Here is a 16,426-nt window from a genome sequence, read left to right as displayed (position 1 = left end):
CTTTCCCGCCCCTCTTGGCCTGCCTAGTATCGGCGGCAGCGAATCGTCCGCTTCGCGCCCCTGAAGGCCGCATCCTTCGCTCGCGCGACCGGCGAATTGCGCTCCGTACCCCACAGGGCGCTTTTCCCAGAGAGCACCTGGTCTCGCAGTCAGAAGGAGGCTCTCACTCCCGCTGGTTCGCACTGCGTTCACCGTTCGACCGCGGCCCGCGCTGCATTCACGCCGATCCCGCGCGCCACGACCATTCTGCCCCTGGTGAGGAGTCCGCCCATGAAGCGTCGTGTCCACCTGTTCGCTTCACTCATCGCGCTTTGCGCACTGCCGACCGTCGCCGCGGCCCAGAAGCCGTTCGCGCCGGTGCTCAGGCCGATCAAGACCATCAGCTCGAATTGCGTCATCGGTCCCACCGCCCTCTGCGTTCCGCTCGACGCCACGTTCACCAACGTGATCATGGGCGGATGCGCCGGCTGCAGCGGCCCGGCAAATCCCGCCGATCCCTGCCAGCGCAACGACGACGATTTCACCGCGATTCCGATCGCGCTGCCGTTCACGTTCACCATGTACGGCACCCCCTACAACTCGGTGTTCGTGAACAACAACGGCAACCTGTCGTTTGGAACTGGATTCAGCGTGTTCACTTCGACCGGCTTCCCGGTCGCGGGCTTTCCGATGGTGGCGCCGTTCTGGGCCGACTACGATTCGCGCGGTCAGCTGAGCGGCGTGGTTCACTATCGGCTCGACGCGCACAAGCTGGTCGTCATCTGGGATCACGTCGGCTACTACGGCGCGCACGACGACAAGCTCAACACCATGGAAGTGATCATCTCGGATGGTCTTGATCCGGTGGTGGGCGTGGGCAACAACGTGTGTTTCTGCTACGACGACATGCAGTGGACGACGGGTGACGCGTCGGGTGGCGCCGGCGGCTTCGGCGGAACGCCCGCGACGGTCGGCGTCAACAAGGGCGACGGCGTCAACTTCTTCCAGATCGGGCGGTTCGGAATTCCCGGGCCGTTCTACGACGGCCCCGGTGGCGCGACCGACGGCGTGGATTATCTGGACAGCCGCACGTTCTGCTTCAACGTCAGCGGCGGCGAGAACAATCAGCCGCCGGTACCGACCGGCTTCCCGTCGGGGGATTTCGTGGGCCTGTGCGTGGGCGACAGTCTTGACCTCGCCACCGCGTTCACCTCGCCGGAGCTGGGTCAGACCACAACGACGGTCGTGAATCTCGGCACGCTGCCGCCGAGCGAATCGTCGCTGATCAACTCGCCGGGCAATCCGTCCACGCAGATTCTGCGCTTCACGCCGAGCCTCGCGGACGCGGGCAACACCTACGTCGTCATTTACACCGCGACCGACGACGGCGTCCCGCCGGCCTCGACCACGGTCAATCTCGTCATCCAGGTCTCGCGCTGCGACACTCCGACGCGGCATGACTCCTGGGGCAAGCTGAAGGTCCGCTACCGCTAATCGGTCAGCGTTGCGCCGTAAGCCGGACGGCCGCCCTCCGCAGAGGAGGGCGGCCCGTTCGGTGGTTCACCGCGGAGTCATGGAATGCGCATCGACCGACTTGCCCGATCCATTCAATCCCGTCAAGCATCTGATCGCTGCGTTCACCAGCGACTTCGACGGCAAGCTGGTCCCGATCGTCGTGGACGCCTGGAACTGCATCGCGCGCACCGGGAGCGAATTCCTCACGGCGGGTGGTGATGCTGAAGTAGTGGACCGGCGAGCGGTCCGCTACTTCATGTGCGCGACGATGTTCTCGCCGAACTCGCTGCACTTGATCTCGGTGGCGCCTTCCATCAGTCGCGCGAAATCATAGGTCACGCGTTTCGAGGCGATCGCCCCATCCATACCCCTGATGATCAGGTCGGCGGCCTCGTCCCAGCCCATGTAACGCAGCATCATCTCGCCCGACAGCACCACGGAGCCGGGATTCACCCGATCGAGATTGGCGTACTTGGGCGCGGTGCCGTGCGTGGCCTCGAACACCGCGTGGCCGGTGAGGTAGTTGATGTTGCCGCCGGGTGCGATGCCGATGCCGCCCACCTGAGCGGCCAGCGCGTCGCTCAAGTAGTCGCCGTTCAGGTTGAGCGTGGCGATCACGTCGAACTCGTCGGGCCGCGTCAGTACCTGCTGCAACGCGATGTCGGCGATCGCGTCCTTTACCAGTAGCCTGCCGCCGGCCAGCGCGGCTTTCTGCTCGGCGTTGGCGGCGTCCTCGCCTTTGGCAGTTCGCGTGCGCTCCCATTGCTCCCAGGTGTAGGTCTGCGCCGCGAATTCCTTCTCGGCCAGCGCGTAGCCCCAGTTGCGGAACGCGCCTTCGGTGAACTTCATGATGTTGCCCTTATGCACGAACGTCACGCTCTTCCGCTGGTGGCGCACCGCGTACTCGACCGCCGCGCGGATCAACCGCTCGCTCCCTTCCTGCGACACCGGCTTCAAGCCGATCGCCGAGCTGGCCGGGAAGCGCACTTTCTTGAACGACGAAGGAAAGCTCTCCTGCAGGAACGCGAGCACCTTCTTCACTTCTTCGCTCCCAGCCGCGTACTCGATGCCGGCGTAGATGTCTTCGGTGTTCTCGCGGAAGATCACCATGTCGACCCGCTCGGGATGCTTGACGGGCGAGGGCACGCCCTGGAACCAGCGCACCGGGCGCAGGCACACGTAGAGATCGAGGATCTGGCGCAGCGCCACGTTGAGCGATCGGATGCCGCCGCCGACCGGCGTAGTGAGCGGGCCCTTGATTCCGACCAGGTACGAGCGGAACGCGTCCAGGGTCTCGTCGGGCAGCCAGCTGCCGGTCCGGTCGAAAGATTTTTGCCCCGCGAGCACCTCGTGCCAGGCGATCTTCCGCTGGCCGCCGTAGGCCTTCTCGACCGCGGCGTCGAACACGCGCACCGAGGCGCGCCAGATGTCGGGGCCGGTGCCGTCGCCCTCGATAAACGGAATCACCGGATGGCTCGGCACGTTGAGCCTGCCGTTCTTCAGCGTGATCGCCTCGCCCTGGATGACGCTCATGTTCTCAGCTCCTCGGTAGCATCGGGTCGGCTCGCCGTTCGGCGGACCTCGCCCGCCAGCGCAAACGGCGCGCGGATCGATAGGGATAGACGTCGAGCACTTCGCCACGCGCATGCAGCTCCTGCATGCGCAGCCAGAACGCCGGGCCGAGCAGCTCCGCGTGATGCTGCATGAAAACCGCGAGCAGTTCCTCCTGGAGCCCCAGGAAGTTCCGGAATTCCTCCGGGAAGATATCCCTCTCGCTCACGTAGAACCAGGGCTCACCGGAGGACTCGTCGTCCTCGTTGCGCGGCGGCGGCAGCGCCCGGAAGCGGCATTCGTCGAGCCGGCACAGCTCGTCGTAGTCGTAGAAGATCAGGCGCCCGTTGCGCGACACGCCGAAGTTCTTGGTGAGCATGTCGCCGGGAAAGATGTTGGTGGCGGCGAGGTCGCGCATCACCTGCCCGTAGTCCACCACCGCTTCGCGCGCCGCGGCCGGCGAGGCCTCGCGCAGGTAGACGTCGAGCGGGCGCAGCCGGCGCTCGGTGTAGAGGTGCGCGATCACCACCTGATCGCCGTCGAGGCGCACGCGCTCGGAGCAGAGCGCCAGCAATTCTTCGAGCAACACGGGATCGAAGCGCGAGCGATCGAACTCGAGGTGCTCGAACTCCTGCGCGTCCACCAGCCGGCCGGCGCGATCGTGGCGGAAGACCAGGCGGTACTTGCGTCTCACCTCCTCGGCGGTGACGGTCTTGGGTGGCTCGAAACGGTCGCGGATCACCTTGAACACCACGTCGAAGCCGGGCAGCGTAAACACGCACATCACCATGCCGCGCTGGCCGGGAGCGATCTCGAAGCGGTCGTCGGTCGTGGCGAGATGGTGGAGGATCGAGCGATACAGCTCGGTCTTGCCATGCTTGTTCCAGCCAATCGCGTTGTAGAGCTCGGCGATCGGCTTGTGCGGCATGATCGCGTGCAAGAACTCGACCAGCTCGTGCGGCCGATCCACGTCCACGAAGAAGTAGGCGCGCGCGAAACTGAACACGATGCTGACCTCGTCGCGCGAGACCAGCACGGCGTCCACCACCACGCGACCTTCGGGGTTGGTCAGGGCGAGCACCAGCGGCAGCGACTCGCCCTCGGTGAGGAGCTCGCCGACCAGATAGGCGCCCTTGCCGCGAAAGAACACCGGCTCCGCCAGCGTCAGCCCGCGGATCGCCTCGGGCGCGACGTCGCCGAGGCCGCGCGCGATCTCGTCGGCAATGCGACCCGCGTCGCCCGCGGCGTCATCCCACGGCACGCGAAACTCGTAGTGGGCGAACACCTCGGCGAACAGCTGCGCCAGCGAGCCGCGGCGATCGAAGCGCGCGACCAGCGCCGAATCACCGGCGGCCGCGCCGGAAGCACCTGGAGCCCCGCGATGCTCGGCGGGAGGAGAGACGAACTCCATTTCGCCATTGACGCCGACGGTGTGGAAGATCCGGCGCGTGAAACTGTTGAAGAAGGTCTCCGCCACCTCGCGATCGCCGCGCCCGGCAATGCGATCGGCATAGGCGTTCCGCAGCTCGATCCAGGTGTCGGCGTCGGCGAAGCGCGGCCCGAGCAGACCATGGAGCAGATCGAGCCCCTCGCGCACCGATTCGTTGTAGAGATCGAGCCGCGCGGCCGAATCGCGCTGGGTCGCATGCCAGTCGCGCCGCTCGAAGTTGGCGCGCGCGCAGCGAACGATCTCGCGCTGGTGCAGGAAGTAGCGGTGAAAGGTGGCGTCGATGATCTCGGCGCCCTGGGCGATGGGCTCGTCCTCGAGCGGCTTGGCCACGCGCCCCGGCGCTACCTCGGGCCCGCCGGCGACGTGGCGGGCGTGTCCGGCATGGAGAAGTTCACGGCCGGCGGCTCATCGTCGGTCAGATAGAAGAACTGATCGCGAAATTCATCCAGGGTGAGCCCGGCGGTGGTGGCGAACCTGGCGGTCTCCTGGGCATTGTCGAAGTCGTCGCGCCGCAGCCGGATCATGTAACGGCGCGCGATTGCGTAGCGCTCGGAGGCGACGTCCACCAGCCGCACGCGCGGCCGCCCGGTGACCGGATCCACCAGTGAAGCAAACGGCACCGGCACGAAGTGGCCGGCTTGCATAGTGACGACGACCCCCGAGCCGCCCTGCAGCAGATACTTGGCGGCACAGTAGCCGAGGTCGCGGGCGTATTCCATGTCGAACGCGATCGGGTCGGCGCAGCGCAGCTCGTAACCGATGTTCTTGGCGACGATGGTGGACTTGAGCCCGAACTCACGCAGCCGCCGTTCCACCGAGTGCTTGAGCGCCTCACCGATGTTGACCTCGGCGATGCGGAGATGGCCGTGCGCGTCGCGTTCGGCCGATTCGATCGCCGAGAGATCCTGGGGGTCGATATCGAGCACCACGCCCTCGGCGATCACCGCCAGCCCGTCGCGCCGGTCGCCATTCAGGCGCTTGAGGATCGCGCCCACCAGCGTGTCGACCAGCGTCTTCAGGCGGATCGGCCTCATGCGGAATTCTTCCGGGATCAGGGTGAGCGTGGCGCCGGCGGCCTTGCCCATTCCGAGCGCCAGGTGGCCGGCCTTGCGACCCATCGCGATTACGAAATACCACCGCGACGTGGTCTTGGCGTCCACCAGCAGGTTCTTCAGGATCTCGACGCCGATGTGGCGCGCGGTCTGGAAGCCGAAGGTGTCGACGTGGGGCGGCAGATCGAGGTCGTTGTCGATCGATTTCGGCACGTGCACCACGCGCAGGCGGCCATCGGCGTGCTGATGCAGGCGCAGCGCCGAGAACGCGGTGTCGTCGCCGCCGATGGTGATCAGGTCGGTGACGCCAAGTCGCAGCAGCGCGAGGATCGTGTTCTCGAGGTGCTCGACGTTGATGGTGGGATTGGCCCGCGAGATGCCGATGTAAGAGCCGCCGCGGAAGTGGATGCGGCTGACGTTGTCGATCGAGAGCGGGCGCACGTGCTCGATGTCGCCGTGCATGATGCGCTCGAAGCCGTCCTCGACGCCGAGCACCTCGACGCCTTCCAGCGCGGTGCGAATGGTGGCGGCGCCGATCACCGCGTTGATGCCGGGCGCGGGGCCGCCGCCCACCAGAATCGCGAGCTTGCGCGGTTGCGTCATCGAGTGGATCCGGGGTTCACGCCGCGATTGTTCGGTGTGGCGCGCTGCCGGTCAAGTGGCCGGGGATCCCCGCGCAGCCGACTCAGCTCGTCTTCTTCTCCCGGAACTTGATGCCGCAGCCAAACGCCTTGGTCTCCGCGGTGGTGACGTCCTTGCCGGCGATCACCGCGTCGACCGCGTCCTGCAGCCAGTGCTGGGTCACCGCGCTCTGATCGCGCGCGTTGTCGTCCACGGTGCCGTGGTAGACCAGCTTGCCGCTCGCGTCGAACAGGAACGCCTCGGGCGTGCGGGTTGCGCCGAACGCACGCGCCATGTCTGAAGTGGCGTCCACGACGTAGGGGAACTTGAGCCCGAGCATTTTCGCGCGCGCCTGCATGCCGGCGAAGTCATCCTCGGGATAGGCGACCGGATCGTTCGGGTTGATCGCCACCACGCCAATGCCTTTGGCCGAGGCGCCGTTGCCGATCGCGGCGACGCGCGTCTGCCAGGCCTGCGCCCACGGGCAGTGATTGCAGGTGAAAACCACCAGCGTGCCCTTCTTGCCGGCGACCCCGGTGAGCGTGACGTCCTTGCCGTCCACCGACTTCATCTTCACGTCCTTCATCGGCGCGGTAGCGCCGATGGCGAGCGGTCGCGGCTGATCCTGCGCGTGGACCGCGGCTGCGAAGAGCAGTGGAACGACGGGAAGCCAGCTGAGTCGTGACAGGCGCATGGCGCGTCTCCGAGGGTGGAGGGTTGCGGGAATCGATCTAGTGGGTGTTGGCGGCGAGCGCTTCGATCACGGCATGCTCGAACTTGCTCTCGTCGGCGCGACCTTCCCAGAATGCCACCTGCCGGCCGGAGCGGTCGAACACCAGCGTTGCCGGAAGCGCGCCGGTCCACTGCGGGTAGATGGCGTTGATGAATTTCTGGTCGTCGCCGGTCTTGAGATAGCTGGTGTCGGTGTAGCCCTGGGTGGCCAAGAACTTGCGCACCGCCGGGAGCTGATCTTCGAAGTCCACCGACACCAGCACCAGCCGCACGCGATCTTCCTTGTGCACGCGCGCCACGCGAATCAGCGCCGGCATCTCGTCGCGACAGGGCGGGCACCAGGTCGCCCAGAGGTTGACGATGGTGGCATCGCCGCGCCTGGCGCGCGCCAGCACCTGCTCGGCGGTGGTGGGCGTCACCGGCGGGTAGAGCTGCATGTCGCTATCGGTGGCGCGGGCCGCAGACGTGTCGCCCATCTCCTGATTGGACTTGGAGCAGCCGATCGAGACGGCCGCGATCGCGACACCAAGCCAGAGGAGCAGGCGGCGGGAAGTCATGGCAAGAGTTTGATGCCGTGGTTGCTGGAAGGTGTCCCGCCCGCGTCAAACAGCGCGAAAATGACTCGGGCCGGCTAGCGCCGGCGGGACGAGCTCGCTAGACTCACGCGCCTCATGCCCTCGTTCGACCGCTTCCTGAGCCGGGGCGTGGCCCCGGCGGCTCTCGCGCTGCTCGCGGTCACGCTCGCCACCCACAGCCACGCCGCGCCGCCGGCGGCAAGCCCGGTGAGCGCGAAGCCCATGCCGGTCGAGCTGGTCGAGACACGGCCGGTCGAAACCGCGATCGGCAATCCCGCGCTGCAGGCCGCGCTACCCGCGTGGCTCGCGCTCATCGCCGACGCGCGTCGAACGCTCGACATCGAGGAGTTCTATCTATCCACCTGGCCGGGCGAGCCGATGGATCCCGTGCTGCGGGCGCTCGGCGAAGCGGCGAGGCGTGGCGTCAAGATCCGGCTGCTGCTCGATTCGCGGATGTACAGGACCTATCCGCGCGACGCCGATTCGCTGTCCAACGTGCCGGGCTGGCAGGTGCGGCTGGTGGACTTTGGCCGCATCTCGGGCGGCATTCAGCACGCGAAGTTCTTTCTGGTGGACGGCCGCATCGCGTACGTCGGCAGCCAGAACTTCGACTGGCGATCGCTCGAGCACATTCACGAGCTGGGCGTCGCGATTCGCGACGAGCGCGTCGCCAGCGACTTCGAGCAGGTGTTCGAGATGGACTGGGCGGTGGGGCGCGCGCCCTCCGCGCCGCCCGACACCACGCGCCAGGCGTTCGTGCCGCCCGCGTATCGCTCGTCCGGGGCGCTGCCCTATCGGATCGCCCAGGCGCCGGGCGACACGGTCGAGCTGTGGCCCGGCTGGAGCCCCAGGGGCTTCGTGCCCGACACCGCGTTGTGGGATCTGACTCGCATCGTGAAGACGCTCGATGACGCGCGTGGTGAAATCGCGATCCAGATCTACGCCTACTCGCCCACCGGCCGCGATGCCAACACCCTGCCGTTCGATGCCGCGCTGCGCCGCGCCGCAGCCCGCGGCGTGCGCGTGAAGATGATCGTGCCTGACTGGACGGTGGGTGGCGGCGGATTCAAGTCGATTCAAGATCTCGCCACCGTTCCCAATGTCGAGGTGCGACTGTCGAGCGTGCCGGAATGGAGCGGTGGCTACATTCCGTTCGCGCGCGTCGAGCACTGCAAGTACATGGTGGTGGATTCGCTCGTGACCTGGGTGGGCACCGACAACTGGGAGCCGAGCTATTTCTTCAACGCGCGGAATCTCTCGGTGACCATGAAGAACCGCCGCCTCGCTCGACAGGCGCGGGCGATCTTCGAGTCGAGCTGGACGGCGCCCAGCACCTCGCCCCTCGACCCGAAGGCCACCTATGCGCCGCGCATCCACGGCGATCAACCGCCGGCCGGACGCGTGAAGTACGGCGGCTGAGCGCGCCGCCCCACGCGGCTCTCAGCGGTAGATCACTCCCCAGGTGTTGCCCGCCTGTGGCGAGAGCACCGGGTTCTCGATCCAGCTCCGTACGTACCAGTGATCCGCGTCGGCGGGCTGGCCCGCTTCGAGCCATGCGGCATCGCCGCGAACCAGCGCCAACCGCTGCATGCCGTCGAATATCGGGAACACGTCGCCGTCGCCGATCATGGTCTGCAGCAGGGCGTGCTCGATGAGCACGACTTGGAAGCGCGCGGGGTCGTCGAGGTGCGCGGGGTCGGCCGAGACAGTCCAGCCGGTGGCCATCAGGTGCATGGCGCGCGCGGGTGGCATCTGCACGCCCTCGCGGTTCACGAATCCCCGGGCAAGGTGTCGTAACGAGAGCCGCTCGTCTTCGGCGGTGAATCCCATCGGGTGCTGAATGATGAGCCCCGCCTCCCCGAATTCGAAACAGAAATCGGCGCTCAGCACCAGCCGGTATTCTCTCGACCAGCCGTGAGCGTAGGCGCCCAGCAATCGGCGCACCGCTCCGCGCGGGCTGTCGGAGGCGTCGAGGCTGTCCCAGACCTCGCGTTGATCCGCGAAGTCCTCGAGCGGCGACACCGCCGCCACGTCTTCGACGTTCCAGATCAGCGTGTCGTTGCGCGCACACGCCACCTGCCCGTGCGCCGGACGCGCGAGGCTGGCCGCCAACGCCGCGGCGACCGCCAGCCAACCGCGGGGGAGATGGAGGTATCGAGCGGATTTCATGTGAGGCTCCCCGATCGCGCGAGGCGATCTTCCCCGACGGCGGCGCGGCCCGATGCGCCCGTGAAGGGCCGGGGAACCTCACAAGAAGCGGTTGAAATTCAATGCAAGCCTCGTACCCGGTCGGCGGGTTCGCCAAGTTCGGGCGCTGCAACGAGCGCATCACGGAACTGGTTTCACCGACCGTTACCGGGTGTCACCCCGGGGTGACAATCCCGGCGATTCCGCGTCCGCTCACGGAATCGCCCGATCTTCGCTAGACTGCGAGCGTGATCATCGACCCTCAGAGCCTCTCCCCGAACGCCATGTATCACTGGATGATCGCGGTGATCGTGCCGCGGCCGATCGCGTTCGTCTCCACCCTGAGCCGCGCCGGACAGCGGAACGTCGCGCCGTTCTCGTACTTCGTCCCGATCAGCAGCGCCCCGCCGCTCATCGGCATCGCGATTCAGGATCGCGCCAACGATCCCAAGGACACGCTCCGCAACATCCGCGAGACCGGCGAATTCGTGGTGAACCTGGTCAACGAGCCGCTGCTCTCGCCGATGGTGCGGACTTCGGGGGAGTGGCCGGCGGACGTGGATGAGTTCGATGTCTCCGGGATCGAATCGGCCCCGTCGACCATCGTGAAACCGCCACGGGTCGCGCTGTCGCCGGCCTCGATGGAATGCCGGACTTATCGCGAGGTGGAGCTCGGGAGCTCGGCGTTCGTTGTCGGGGAGATTCTGCGCCTGCACGTCGACGACGCGATGCTGGTGGAAGGTCGAGTGGACCCGGAAAGGCTTCGCGCCGTGGGCCGCCTGGGGGGCGACGCCTACAGCATCGTGCGCGGGGTGGTGCGCGAAGCGCGTCCGAAAGTACAGCGCGGGAGCGCGGCGTGAAGGGGCGCGCGCGAGCGATCGCCGGCGTGGCCATCGCCGCGCTTGCAGCCGTTCCAATCGCGGGCGTGAGTCACGCCAAGCCGAAGAAGGCGGCGCCGCCGGCGGCGACATCGCCGGCGGATACGTCGCTGCTCGAACAGTATGCCGCCACCAATCGCTTCCGGCTCGGCCGGCCGAGCGATTTCAAGATCACGCCGAGCGGCGATGCGGTGCTGTTCCTGCGCTCGGCACCGCGCAGCTTCGTGCAGGACCTGTGGACCTGGGACCCGAAGAACGCGAGCGAGCGCGTGCTGGCCTCGTCCGAGAAGATCCTGCGCGGCGGAGAAGAGAGCATCTCGCCGGAGGAGCGCGCGCGCCGCGAGCGCCAGCGACAGAGCGCGCGCGGCATCACCAGCTATCAGCTCTCGGAGGACGGCGCTCGCGTGCTGGTGCCGCTCGACCGACATCTCTATCTGGTCGAACGTTCGTCGGGCGCGACTCGGCCCCTGCCCGACGCGGCCGGCGCGCCGGTGGACGCGCGCTTCTCGCCCGACGGCCGCCTGGTGGCGTGCGTGCGCAACGCCGACCTATGGGTGACCGACATCGCCAGCGACAACGGCTGGCGCCTGACCAGCGGCGGCTGCGACAGCGTGACGCACGGTCTCGCCGAGTTCGTCGCACAGGAGGAGATGGCGCGTCAGGAGGGCTACTGGTGGTCGCCCGACAGCAAGACGATCGCATACGAAGAGGCTCGCTTCGGCGGGGTCGAGAAGCTCTACGTCGCCGATCCCTCGCATCCCGAGCGTGAGGCGGAAGGCACGCCCTATCCGCGGCCCGGCGAGGCCAACGCCGAGGTGAAGCTCGGTTTGATTCCCGCCCAGGGCGGGCACACGACCTGGGTGCAGTGGGACGTCAAACGGTATCCCTACCTGTGCACCGTGAAGTGGTCGAAGAACGCGCCGCTCACGCTGGTGGTGATGAATCGCGAGCAGACCGAGCTCGCGATTCTCAGGGCCGACCCCGAGAATGGCGGCACCAGCACGTTGTGGGTCGAGAAGGATCGCGCCTGGCTCAACCTGCGCCAGCAGGTGCCGCGCTGGCTCGAGGACGGCAGCGGATTCCTGTGGATCTCGGAGCGCAGCGGCTGGCCGCAGCTCGAGCTGCACGCGCCGGACGGGAAGCTGGTGCGGCCACTCCACGCGCCGGATCTCAACCTGCGCGAGTTGCTGGCGGTGGATGAAGAGGCGGGAACGGTGTGGGTGAGCGGCGGAGCCGATCCCACGCAGACCCAGCTGTTCTGGCTGCCGCTCTCGGGTGCGGGCGAGGCGATTCGCGCCACCAGCGCCACCGGAGTTCACGGGGCGACATTTGGACACACCACGTTGGTCTACGTCGAATCCTATGAGGGGCTCGACGGACAGATCCGTTACACGGTGCACCGGCGCGGCGGCGAGCTGCTCGGCGACGTTCGCTCGCTGGCCGAGCAGCCGCGCATCACGCCGCGACTCGAGCTGGTGGACGCCGGCGATTCGCTTTCGTGCCGCGCCGCGATCATCCGCCCGCGCGATTTCCGCTCCGACCGCCGCTACCCCGTGATCGTCAACGTCTACGGCGGACCGCATTCGCAGATGGTGACGGCGCAACCCTCGCGCTATCTGCTGGCGCAATGGCTGGCGGATCGCGGCTTCGTGGTGGTGTCGATCGACGGCCGCGGCACCCCGGCGCGCGGCCGGACGTGGGAGCGCGCGATCTCCGGGAATCTCATCGACGTCCCGCTCGGCGATCAGGTCGCGGCGCTCAAGAAGCTGGGCGCGGCCCACCCCGAGATGGACATGAGCCGGGTCGGGATCTTCGGCTGGTCGTTTGGCGGCTACTTCACGGCCATGGCCGTGATGCGGCGTCCCGACGTGTTCCGCGCCGGCGTCGCCGGGGCGCCGGTGGTGGACTGGCGCGACTACGACACCTTCTACACCGAACGCTACCTGAATCTGCCGCAGAACAATCCGCGCGGCTACGAGGCCAGCTCGGTGCTGACCTACGCGAAACAGCTCGAGCGGCCGCTGTTGATCGTGCACGGCACCACCGACGACAACGTGCACTTCCTCAACAGCCTCAAACTGACCGACGCGCTGTTCAAGGCCGGCAAGCCGTTCGAGTTCCTGCCGCTCTCCGGCTTCACGCACATGGTCGCGGACCCGCTGGTCACGAAGCAGCTTTATACGCGGATCGCCGAATTCTTCGAGCGCGAGCTGGCGGTGCAACCCGACAATGGGAGCGCGAGCGTCTCGCGCTGATTCCGTAGCCGTCGTGACCAGCGTGCGGATTCCGATTCGTTCCAAGGAAGAGCTGTGGACCTTCACCCAGCGGAACCTGCCGCTGTGGGACGTGCTCGACTTCTTTCCGAATGACGCCATCGGCGCGCGAGGGCCGGGCGATGCGCCGAGACCGTACCTGGTGAAGCCGATCACGATCGAGACCGATCTCGGCTTCAGCTTCGAGACCGACATTCAATATGGCTCGTGGGTGTTCCGGCCGAAGTCGCCGAAGCTCCCCGGCATGATGAAGTGGTGCCGCGAGCGCGGGCTCGAGATCGGGGACACGATCGTGTTCGAGAAGCTCGAGCCTCGTCGCTACGCGCTGCGGCTCGAGAAGCGTCCCGGCACGCCAGTCGGCCCTTGACACTCCGCGGTTCCGATTCCACCATCCCGCGCCATCGGAGGTTCCTGAACGCAGGCTCGGTTCGTGTTCGACCCCGGAGCGACCGCCGCCATGAGTGAGACGCGCGCGCAGCAGGCTGGAGCGCCCATCCAATTCGCTCTGTCGCGAGGCGGCGCCGTGTTCTGGGTTCTGAAGAAGATCGGCCTCGAGCCCGAGGGCCGGCGCGCGGTGATCGCTGCATTCCTGTTGCCTCTGATCGGCTGGCTGCCGCTTCTGCTGCTGTCGCTCAAGGATCATCTCGCGATCGGCGATCACGTCACGATTCCATTCCTGAAGGACGTGCGTGCCTATTGCCGGTTCCTGGTGGCGGTGCCTCTGCTCATCCTCGCGGGTCCGGCGATCGACGCTCGCCTCGGCGCTGCGATCTCCCGGCTCGTGGAGGGGGGAGTGATCCCCGCCGGCAAGCGAAGCGAGTTCGACCGCGCGCTCTCCCGCCTCAATCGTTCGCGCGATTCGTGGCTACCGGAGCTGGTGATTCTGACCCTCGTGGTCGCGCTCGCCTGGCTCGAGGTGACTCAGGGGGTGCCCAGCGTGGTCACCGGCTGGCTGGGCGGCGCCGAGCAGTCTCATCTCACCGCCGCGGGCTGGTGGTACACGCTGGTGAGCCTCCCGATCTTCCTGGTGCTGGCGATGCGATGGCTGTGGCGAATCTTCCTGTGGGGGAGGTTCCTCAGACGGATCGCCGGCCTGGATCTCGAGCTGATCCCGACCCACCCCGACGGAGTGGGAGGGCTCGGCGTGTTGTCAGAGGCCGCGATCGGCTTGAATCTGGTGGTGGCGGCGTTTTCCATCACGCTGGGAGGCGCGGTCGCCACCCGCATGCTGTATTTCGGCGAAACGCTCGAGACCAGCCAGTGGGCGATCGGCGCGTTCGTCGTGATCGCGGCGCTGTTGTTCCTGGGGCCGTTGATGGTGTTTTCGCCGGCCCTCGGTCGCGCGCGCTTCAAGGGATTGCTCGACTACGGCGATCTCGCCGACGACTACGTCCGGGCGTTCGATCACAAGTGGCTCGGGCGATCGGCGAGCCGGAATTCGGAAGGCGACCGCGTGCAGGCATCCGGCGAAATGCTGCTCGGGAGTGGAGACGTCCAGTCGCTTGCCGACATCGGTGGCAGCTTCCAGCGCGTGGCGCAGATGAGGGTCATCCTGGTCACGCCCCGCATCGCAGCGCTGCTGGTGGTCGCGGCGCTCGGTCCGATGCTGGCGCCGCTGTCCGCCGTCGTGCCGGTGGTTCAGATCCTGGAGAAGCTGCTGCAGCTGATCGGCAGGTGAGCGGAGCGCCCCCGAGTCGCCGGCGCTCCGCCGCCTCAGGCCGGAATCTTCTCGAGCAGCTCGCTCAACTCCGGAAAACGCCCCAGCTGCTTCTTCGAGAAGATCAGCCGGCCGTCGAGCACCACCTCGAAAACGCCGCCGCTGCCTTTGATGAGTGAAGGTTCGAGGTCCCGAACCTTCCTGATCTCCGCCGCCAGACTGGCGGCGCGGGGTAAATAGCCTCACTGACCGCAGTAGGTGATCTCGAGTTTCATTGCGCCTCCGAAAGTGTGAGCGCGCGCCCGCACGGATTGTATCGGTCGCCGGCCGGCGCTCCAACAGGTTTGACGCGCGCTCGCCCTTGAGCGAACGTGCGCCACTCGATGCTCAAGCCAGCTGCCTCGACTCTCGATCGGCTGCGCCGCGCCCTCGGCGACGGGCTTCTCACCGAAGAGCCCATGAAGCACCACACCACCTTCCGCATCGGAGGGCCGGCCGATTTCTTCTTCGCGGCACGGACTCCCGATCTGGTGGTCACGGCGCTCCGCACCGCCCGCGAGAGCGGCGTGCCCGTTTTCCTGCTTGGCGGCGGCAGCAACCTCCTGGTTTCCGATGAGGGATTCCGCGGGCTGGTTCTCAAGAATTCCTGCACCGACGTGGAGTTCGACGGGACGGTGGCGCAGGTGGGCTGTGGCACCGATTTTCTCGAGCTGATCTATCAGTGCCGCGACCGCTCGCTCGCGGGGCTCGAGTTCGCGGCCGGGATTCCGGGCTCGGTGGGTGGTGCGCTGTACGGTAACGCCGGCTGCTACGGCGACGACATCGGCCACTACACGCTCGAGTGCACGCATGTGGATCCGGGCGGCACGCTGGTCGAGACGCGACCGGCCGGATGGTACGAGTTCGCCTATCGCGACTCGCGCCTCAAGCGCGAGCCGAAGGTTCTGCTCACCGTGCTGCTCCAGTTCCGCGAGGGCGATCGCGCGGCGATCGGAAGGGAGATCGAGGAGAAGCTCGAAATCCGCCGCCAGAAGCACCCGCAGTGGCGGATCGAGCCCACCGCCGGCTCCTACTTCAAGAACCTGCCGCCCGATTGGCAGATGCCGGGCGGCAAGCTGTCTCCCGGAACGCGCCGCGTCGCGGCGGGGCAGCTGCTCGATGAATGCGACTGCCGCGGCCTGCGCATGGGCGACGCGCAGGTATTCGCGAAGCACGCCAACATCATCGTGAACGTCGGCCACGCCACCGCCGGCGACGTGCTCGAGCTGGCGGCGGAGATGAAGCGCCGGGTGCGCGAGAGATTCGGCGTCGAGCTGGAGGAAGAGGTCATGTTCCTGGGCGAGCGGCCCGAGGTCCGCGTGGGTGGCGCCGAGGTTGCGAGATGAAGGAGCGATCCACACGGGCATGAAGCGCGTGGAGTCGGTGCTGGCCGAGCTGGACTCGGCGCGGCGGCGGCTGCTCGCCGAGGTCGAGGGCCTGCAGGATCCACGATTCGGCGAAGTTCCGCGGGGCGGCGGCTGGTCGGTGTCGCAGGCGATCCAGCATCTCGCCGCCTCCGAAGAGGGCATCGCGCGCGGCATCGAGGCCGGCAACGCCGGAAGGCTCCGGGCGAAGAAGCTCGGCTCCGACTCGCTGCGACGCCTGCTCTACTCCAGCAATCTCTACAAGGTGGTGCCGTTCAAGACCCGGCCGGCCTTCGATCCCGAACGGGCGCTGCCGCGCGACGAATCCATGGCGCTGCTGGCGGCGAGCCGCGCGCGGTTGCTGTGCGCCATCGAAGAGGGCGAGCGCCGAAATCTGTGGAGCTACCGGCTGCGCCATCCGATCTTCGGACTGCTCTCGATGCCGGAGATGCTTCGCTTCCTCGCGTACCACGAGGAGCGGCATCGGCTGCAGATCGTGCGCATCAAGGCGGCGCTCGCCCGCAACGGGAATTGAGCGCGGACCAGGCCCCGG

General features: G+C 67.2%; 15 protein-coding genes. 8 read left to right on the top strand and 7 right to left on the bottom strand.

The window, feature by feature from the left end:
* Positions 1 to 270 precede the first annotated feature (270 nt).
* Positions 271 to 1,473 (top strand): nidogen-like domain-containing protein, encoded by a 1,203-nt coding sequence (locus VMJ70_00100; protein HTO89505.1) that lies wholly within the window; start codon positions 271 to 273, stop codon positions 1,471 to 1,473.
* Positions 1,474 to 1,743: 270 nt separating this feature from the next.
* Here the strand turns inward: VMJ70_00100 and icd are convergent, their stop codons facing one another.
* The 5 genes from icd to VMJ70_00075 all read right to left on the bottom strand — a co-directional run bounded on the left by icd (position 1,744) and on the right by VMJ70_00075 (position 7,457).
* Complete coding sequence (icd, locus tag VMJ70_00095) at positions 1,744 to 3,027, bottom strand: NADP-dependent isocitrate dehydrogenase (GenBank protein ID HTO89504.1); 1,284 nt, start codon at positions 3,025 to 3,027, stop codon at positions 1,744 to 1,746.
* A 4-nt stretch (positions 3,028 to 3,031) separates the two neighbouring features.
* Positions 3,032 to 4,825 carry a bifunctional isocitrate dehydrogenase kinase/phosphatase gene (aceK, locus tag VMJ70_00090; GenBank protein ID HTO89503.1) on the bottom strand — a complete coding sequence of 598 codons (1,794 nt, stop codon included), beginning with the start codon at positions 4,823 to 4,825 and terminating at the stop codon, positions 3,032 to 3,034.
* A gap of 11 nt (positions 4,826 to 4,836) precedes the next feature.
* On the bottom strand, positions 4,837 to 6,150 hold the full coding sequence (gene pfp / locus VMJ70_00085) for a diphosphate--fructose-6-phosphate 1-phosphotransferase (GenBank protein HTO89502.1): 1,314 nt from the start codon (positions 6,148 to 6,150) through the stop codon (positions 4,837 to 4,839).
* 82 nt (positions 6,151 to 6,232) lie between these two features.
* The gene (locus tag VMJ70_00080) at positions 6,233 to 6,862 is read right to left on the bottom strand and encodes a thioredoxin family protein (protein ID HTO89501.1); all 630 of its coding nucleotides are present in this window, start codon (positions 6,860 to 6,862) and stop codon (positions 6,233 to 6,235) included.
* Positions 6,863 to 6,899: 37 nt separating this feature from the next.
* On the bottom strand, positions 6,900 to 7,457 hold the full coding sequence (locus VMJ70_00075) for a TlpA disulfide reductase family protein (GenBank protein HTO89500.1): 558 nt from the start codon (positions 7,455 to 7,457) through the stop codon (positions 6,900 to 6,902).
* A gap of 114 nt (positions 7,458 to 7,571) precedes the next feature.
* Here VMJ70_00075 and VMJ70_00070 point away from each other — a divergent pair, with 114 nt between their 5' ends.
* The gene (locus tag VMJ70_00070) at positions 7,572 to 8,894 is read left to right on the top strand and encodes a phospholipase D-like domain-containing protein (protein HTO89499.1); all 1,323 of its coding nucleotides are present in this window, start codon (positions 7,572 to 7,574) and stop codon (positions 8,892 to 8,894) included.
* A 21-nt stretch (positions 8,895 to 8,915) separates the two neighbouring features.
* Here VMJ70_00070 and VMJ70_00065 read toward each other — a convergent pair whose 3' ends face one another.
* The gene (locus tag VMJ70_00065) at positions 8,916 to 9,644 is read right to left on the bottom strand and encodes a hypothetical protein (GenBank protein ID HTO89498.1); all 729 of its coding nucleotides are present in this window, start codon (positions 9,642 to 9,644) and stop codon (positions 8,916 to 8,918) included.
* A 266-nt stretch (positions 9,645 to 9,910) separates the two neighbouring features.
* On the opposite strand from VMJ70_00065, the gene VMJ70_00060 reads away from it, so the two are divergent.
* The 4 genes from VMJ70_00060 to VMJ70_00045 all read left to right on the top strand — a co-directional run bounded on the left by VMJ70_00060 (position 9,911) and on the right by VMJ70_00045 (position 14,491).
* Entirely contained in the window at positions 9,911 to 10,522 is a 612-nt protein-coding gene (locus VMJ70_00060; GenBank protein HTO89497.1) for a flavin reductase family protein, read from the top strand.
* The gene (locus tag VMJ70_00055; protein ID HTO89496.1) at positions 10,519 to 12,795 is read left to right on the top strand and encodes a DPP IV N-terminal domain-containing protein; all 2,277 of its coding nucleotides are present in this window, start codon (positions 10,519 to 10,521) and stop codon (positions 12,793 to 12,795) included. The genes VMJ70_00060 and VMJ70_00055 overlap by 4 nt, the downstream gene beginning before the upstream one ends.
* A gap of 13 nt (positions 12,796 to 12,808) precedes the next feature.
* Positions 12,809 to 13,180: a hypothetical protein gene (locus tag VMJ70_00050; protein ID HTO89495.1), complete on the top strand. Its 372-nt coding sequence runs from the start codon at positions 12,809 to 12,811 to the stop codon at positions 13,178 to 13,180.
* Between the two features lie 90 nt (positions 13,181 to 13,270).
* Positions 13,271 to 14,491, top strand: a complete 1,221-nt coding sequence (locus tag VMJ70_00045; GenBank protein ID HTO89494.1) for a hypothetical protein — start codon at positions 13,271 to 13,273, stop codon at positions 14,489 to 14,491.
* 35 nt (positions 14,492 to 14,526) lie between these two features.
* On the opposite strand, the gene VMJ70_00040 is transcribed toward VMJ70_00045, so the two are convergent.
* Positions 14,527 to 14,745 carry an Rdx family protein gene (locus VMJ70_00040; GenBank protein ID HTO89493.1) on the bottom strand — a complete coding sequence of 73 codons (219 nt, stop codon included), beginning with the start codon at positions 14,743 to 14,745 and terminating at the stop codon, positions 14,527 to 14,529.
* Positions 14,746 to 14,853: 108 nt separating this feature from the next.
* On the opposite strand from VMJ70_00040, the gene murB reads away from it, so the two are divergent.
* Positions 14,854 to 15,855: a UDP-N-acetylmuramate dehydrogenase gene (murB, locus tag VMJ70_00035; GenBank protein ID HTO89492.1), complete on the top strand. Its 1,002-nt coding sequence runs from the start codon at positions 14,854 to 14,856 to the stop codon at positions 15,853 to 15,855.
* A 19-nt stretch (positions 15,856 to 15,874) separates the two neighbouring features.
* Positions 15,875 to 16,408, top strand: a complete 534-nt coding sequence (locus VMJ70_00030) for a DinB family protein (GenBank protein ID HTO89491.1) — start codon at positions 15,875 to 15,877, stop codon at positions 16,406 to 16,408.
* The last annotated feature ends 18 nt before the right edge of the window (positions 16,409 to 16,426 follow it).

Origin of the sequence: Candidatus Sulfotelmatobacter sp. (assembly GCA_035498555.1) — a bacterium.
Lineage (GTDB): Bacteria > Eisenbacteria > RBG-16-71-46 > RBG-16-71-46 > RBG-16-71-46 > DATKAB01.
The sequence above is the reverse complement of the archived record's forward strand: the minus strand, read 5'-3'. Positions and strand labels throughout refer to the sequence as shown.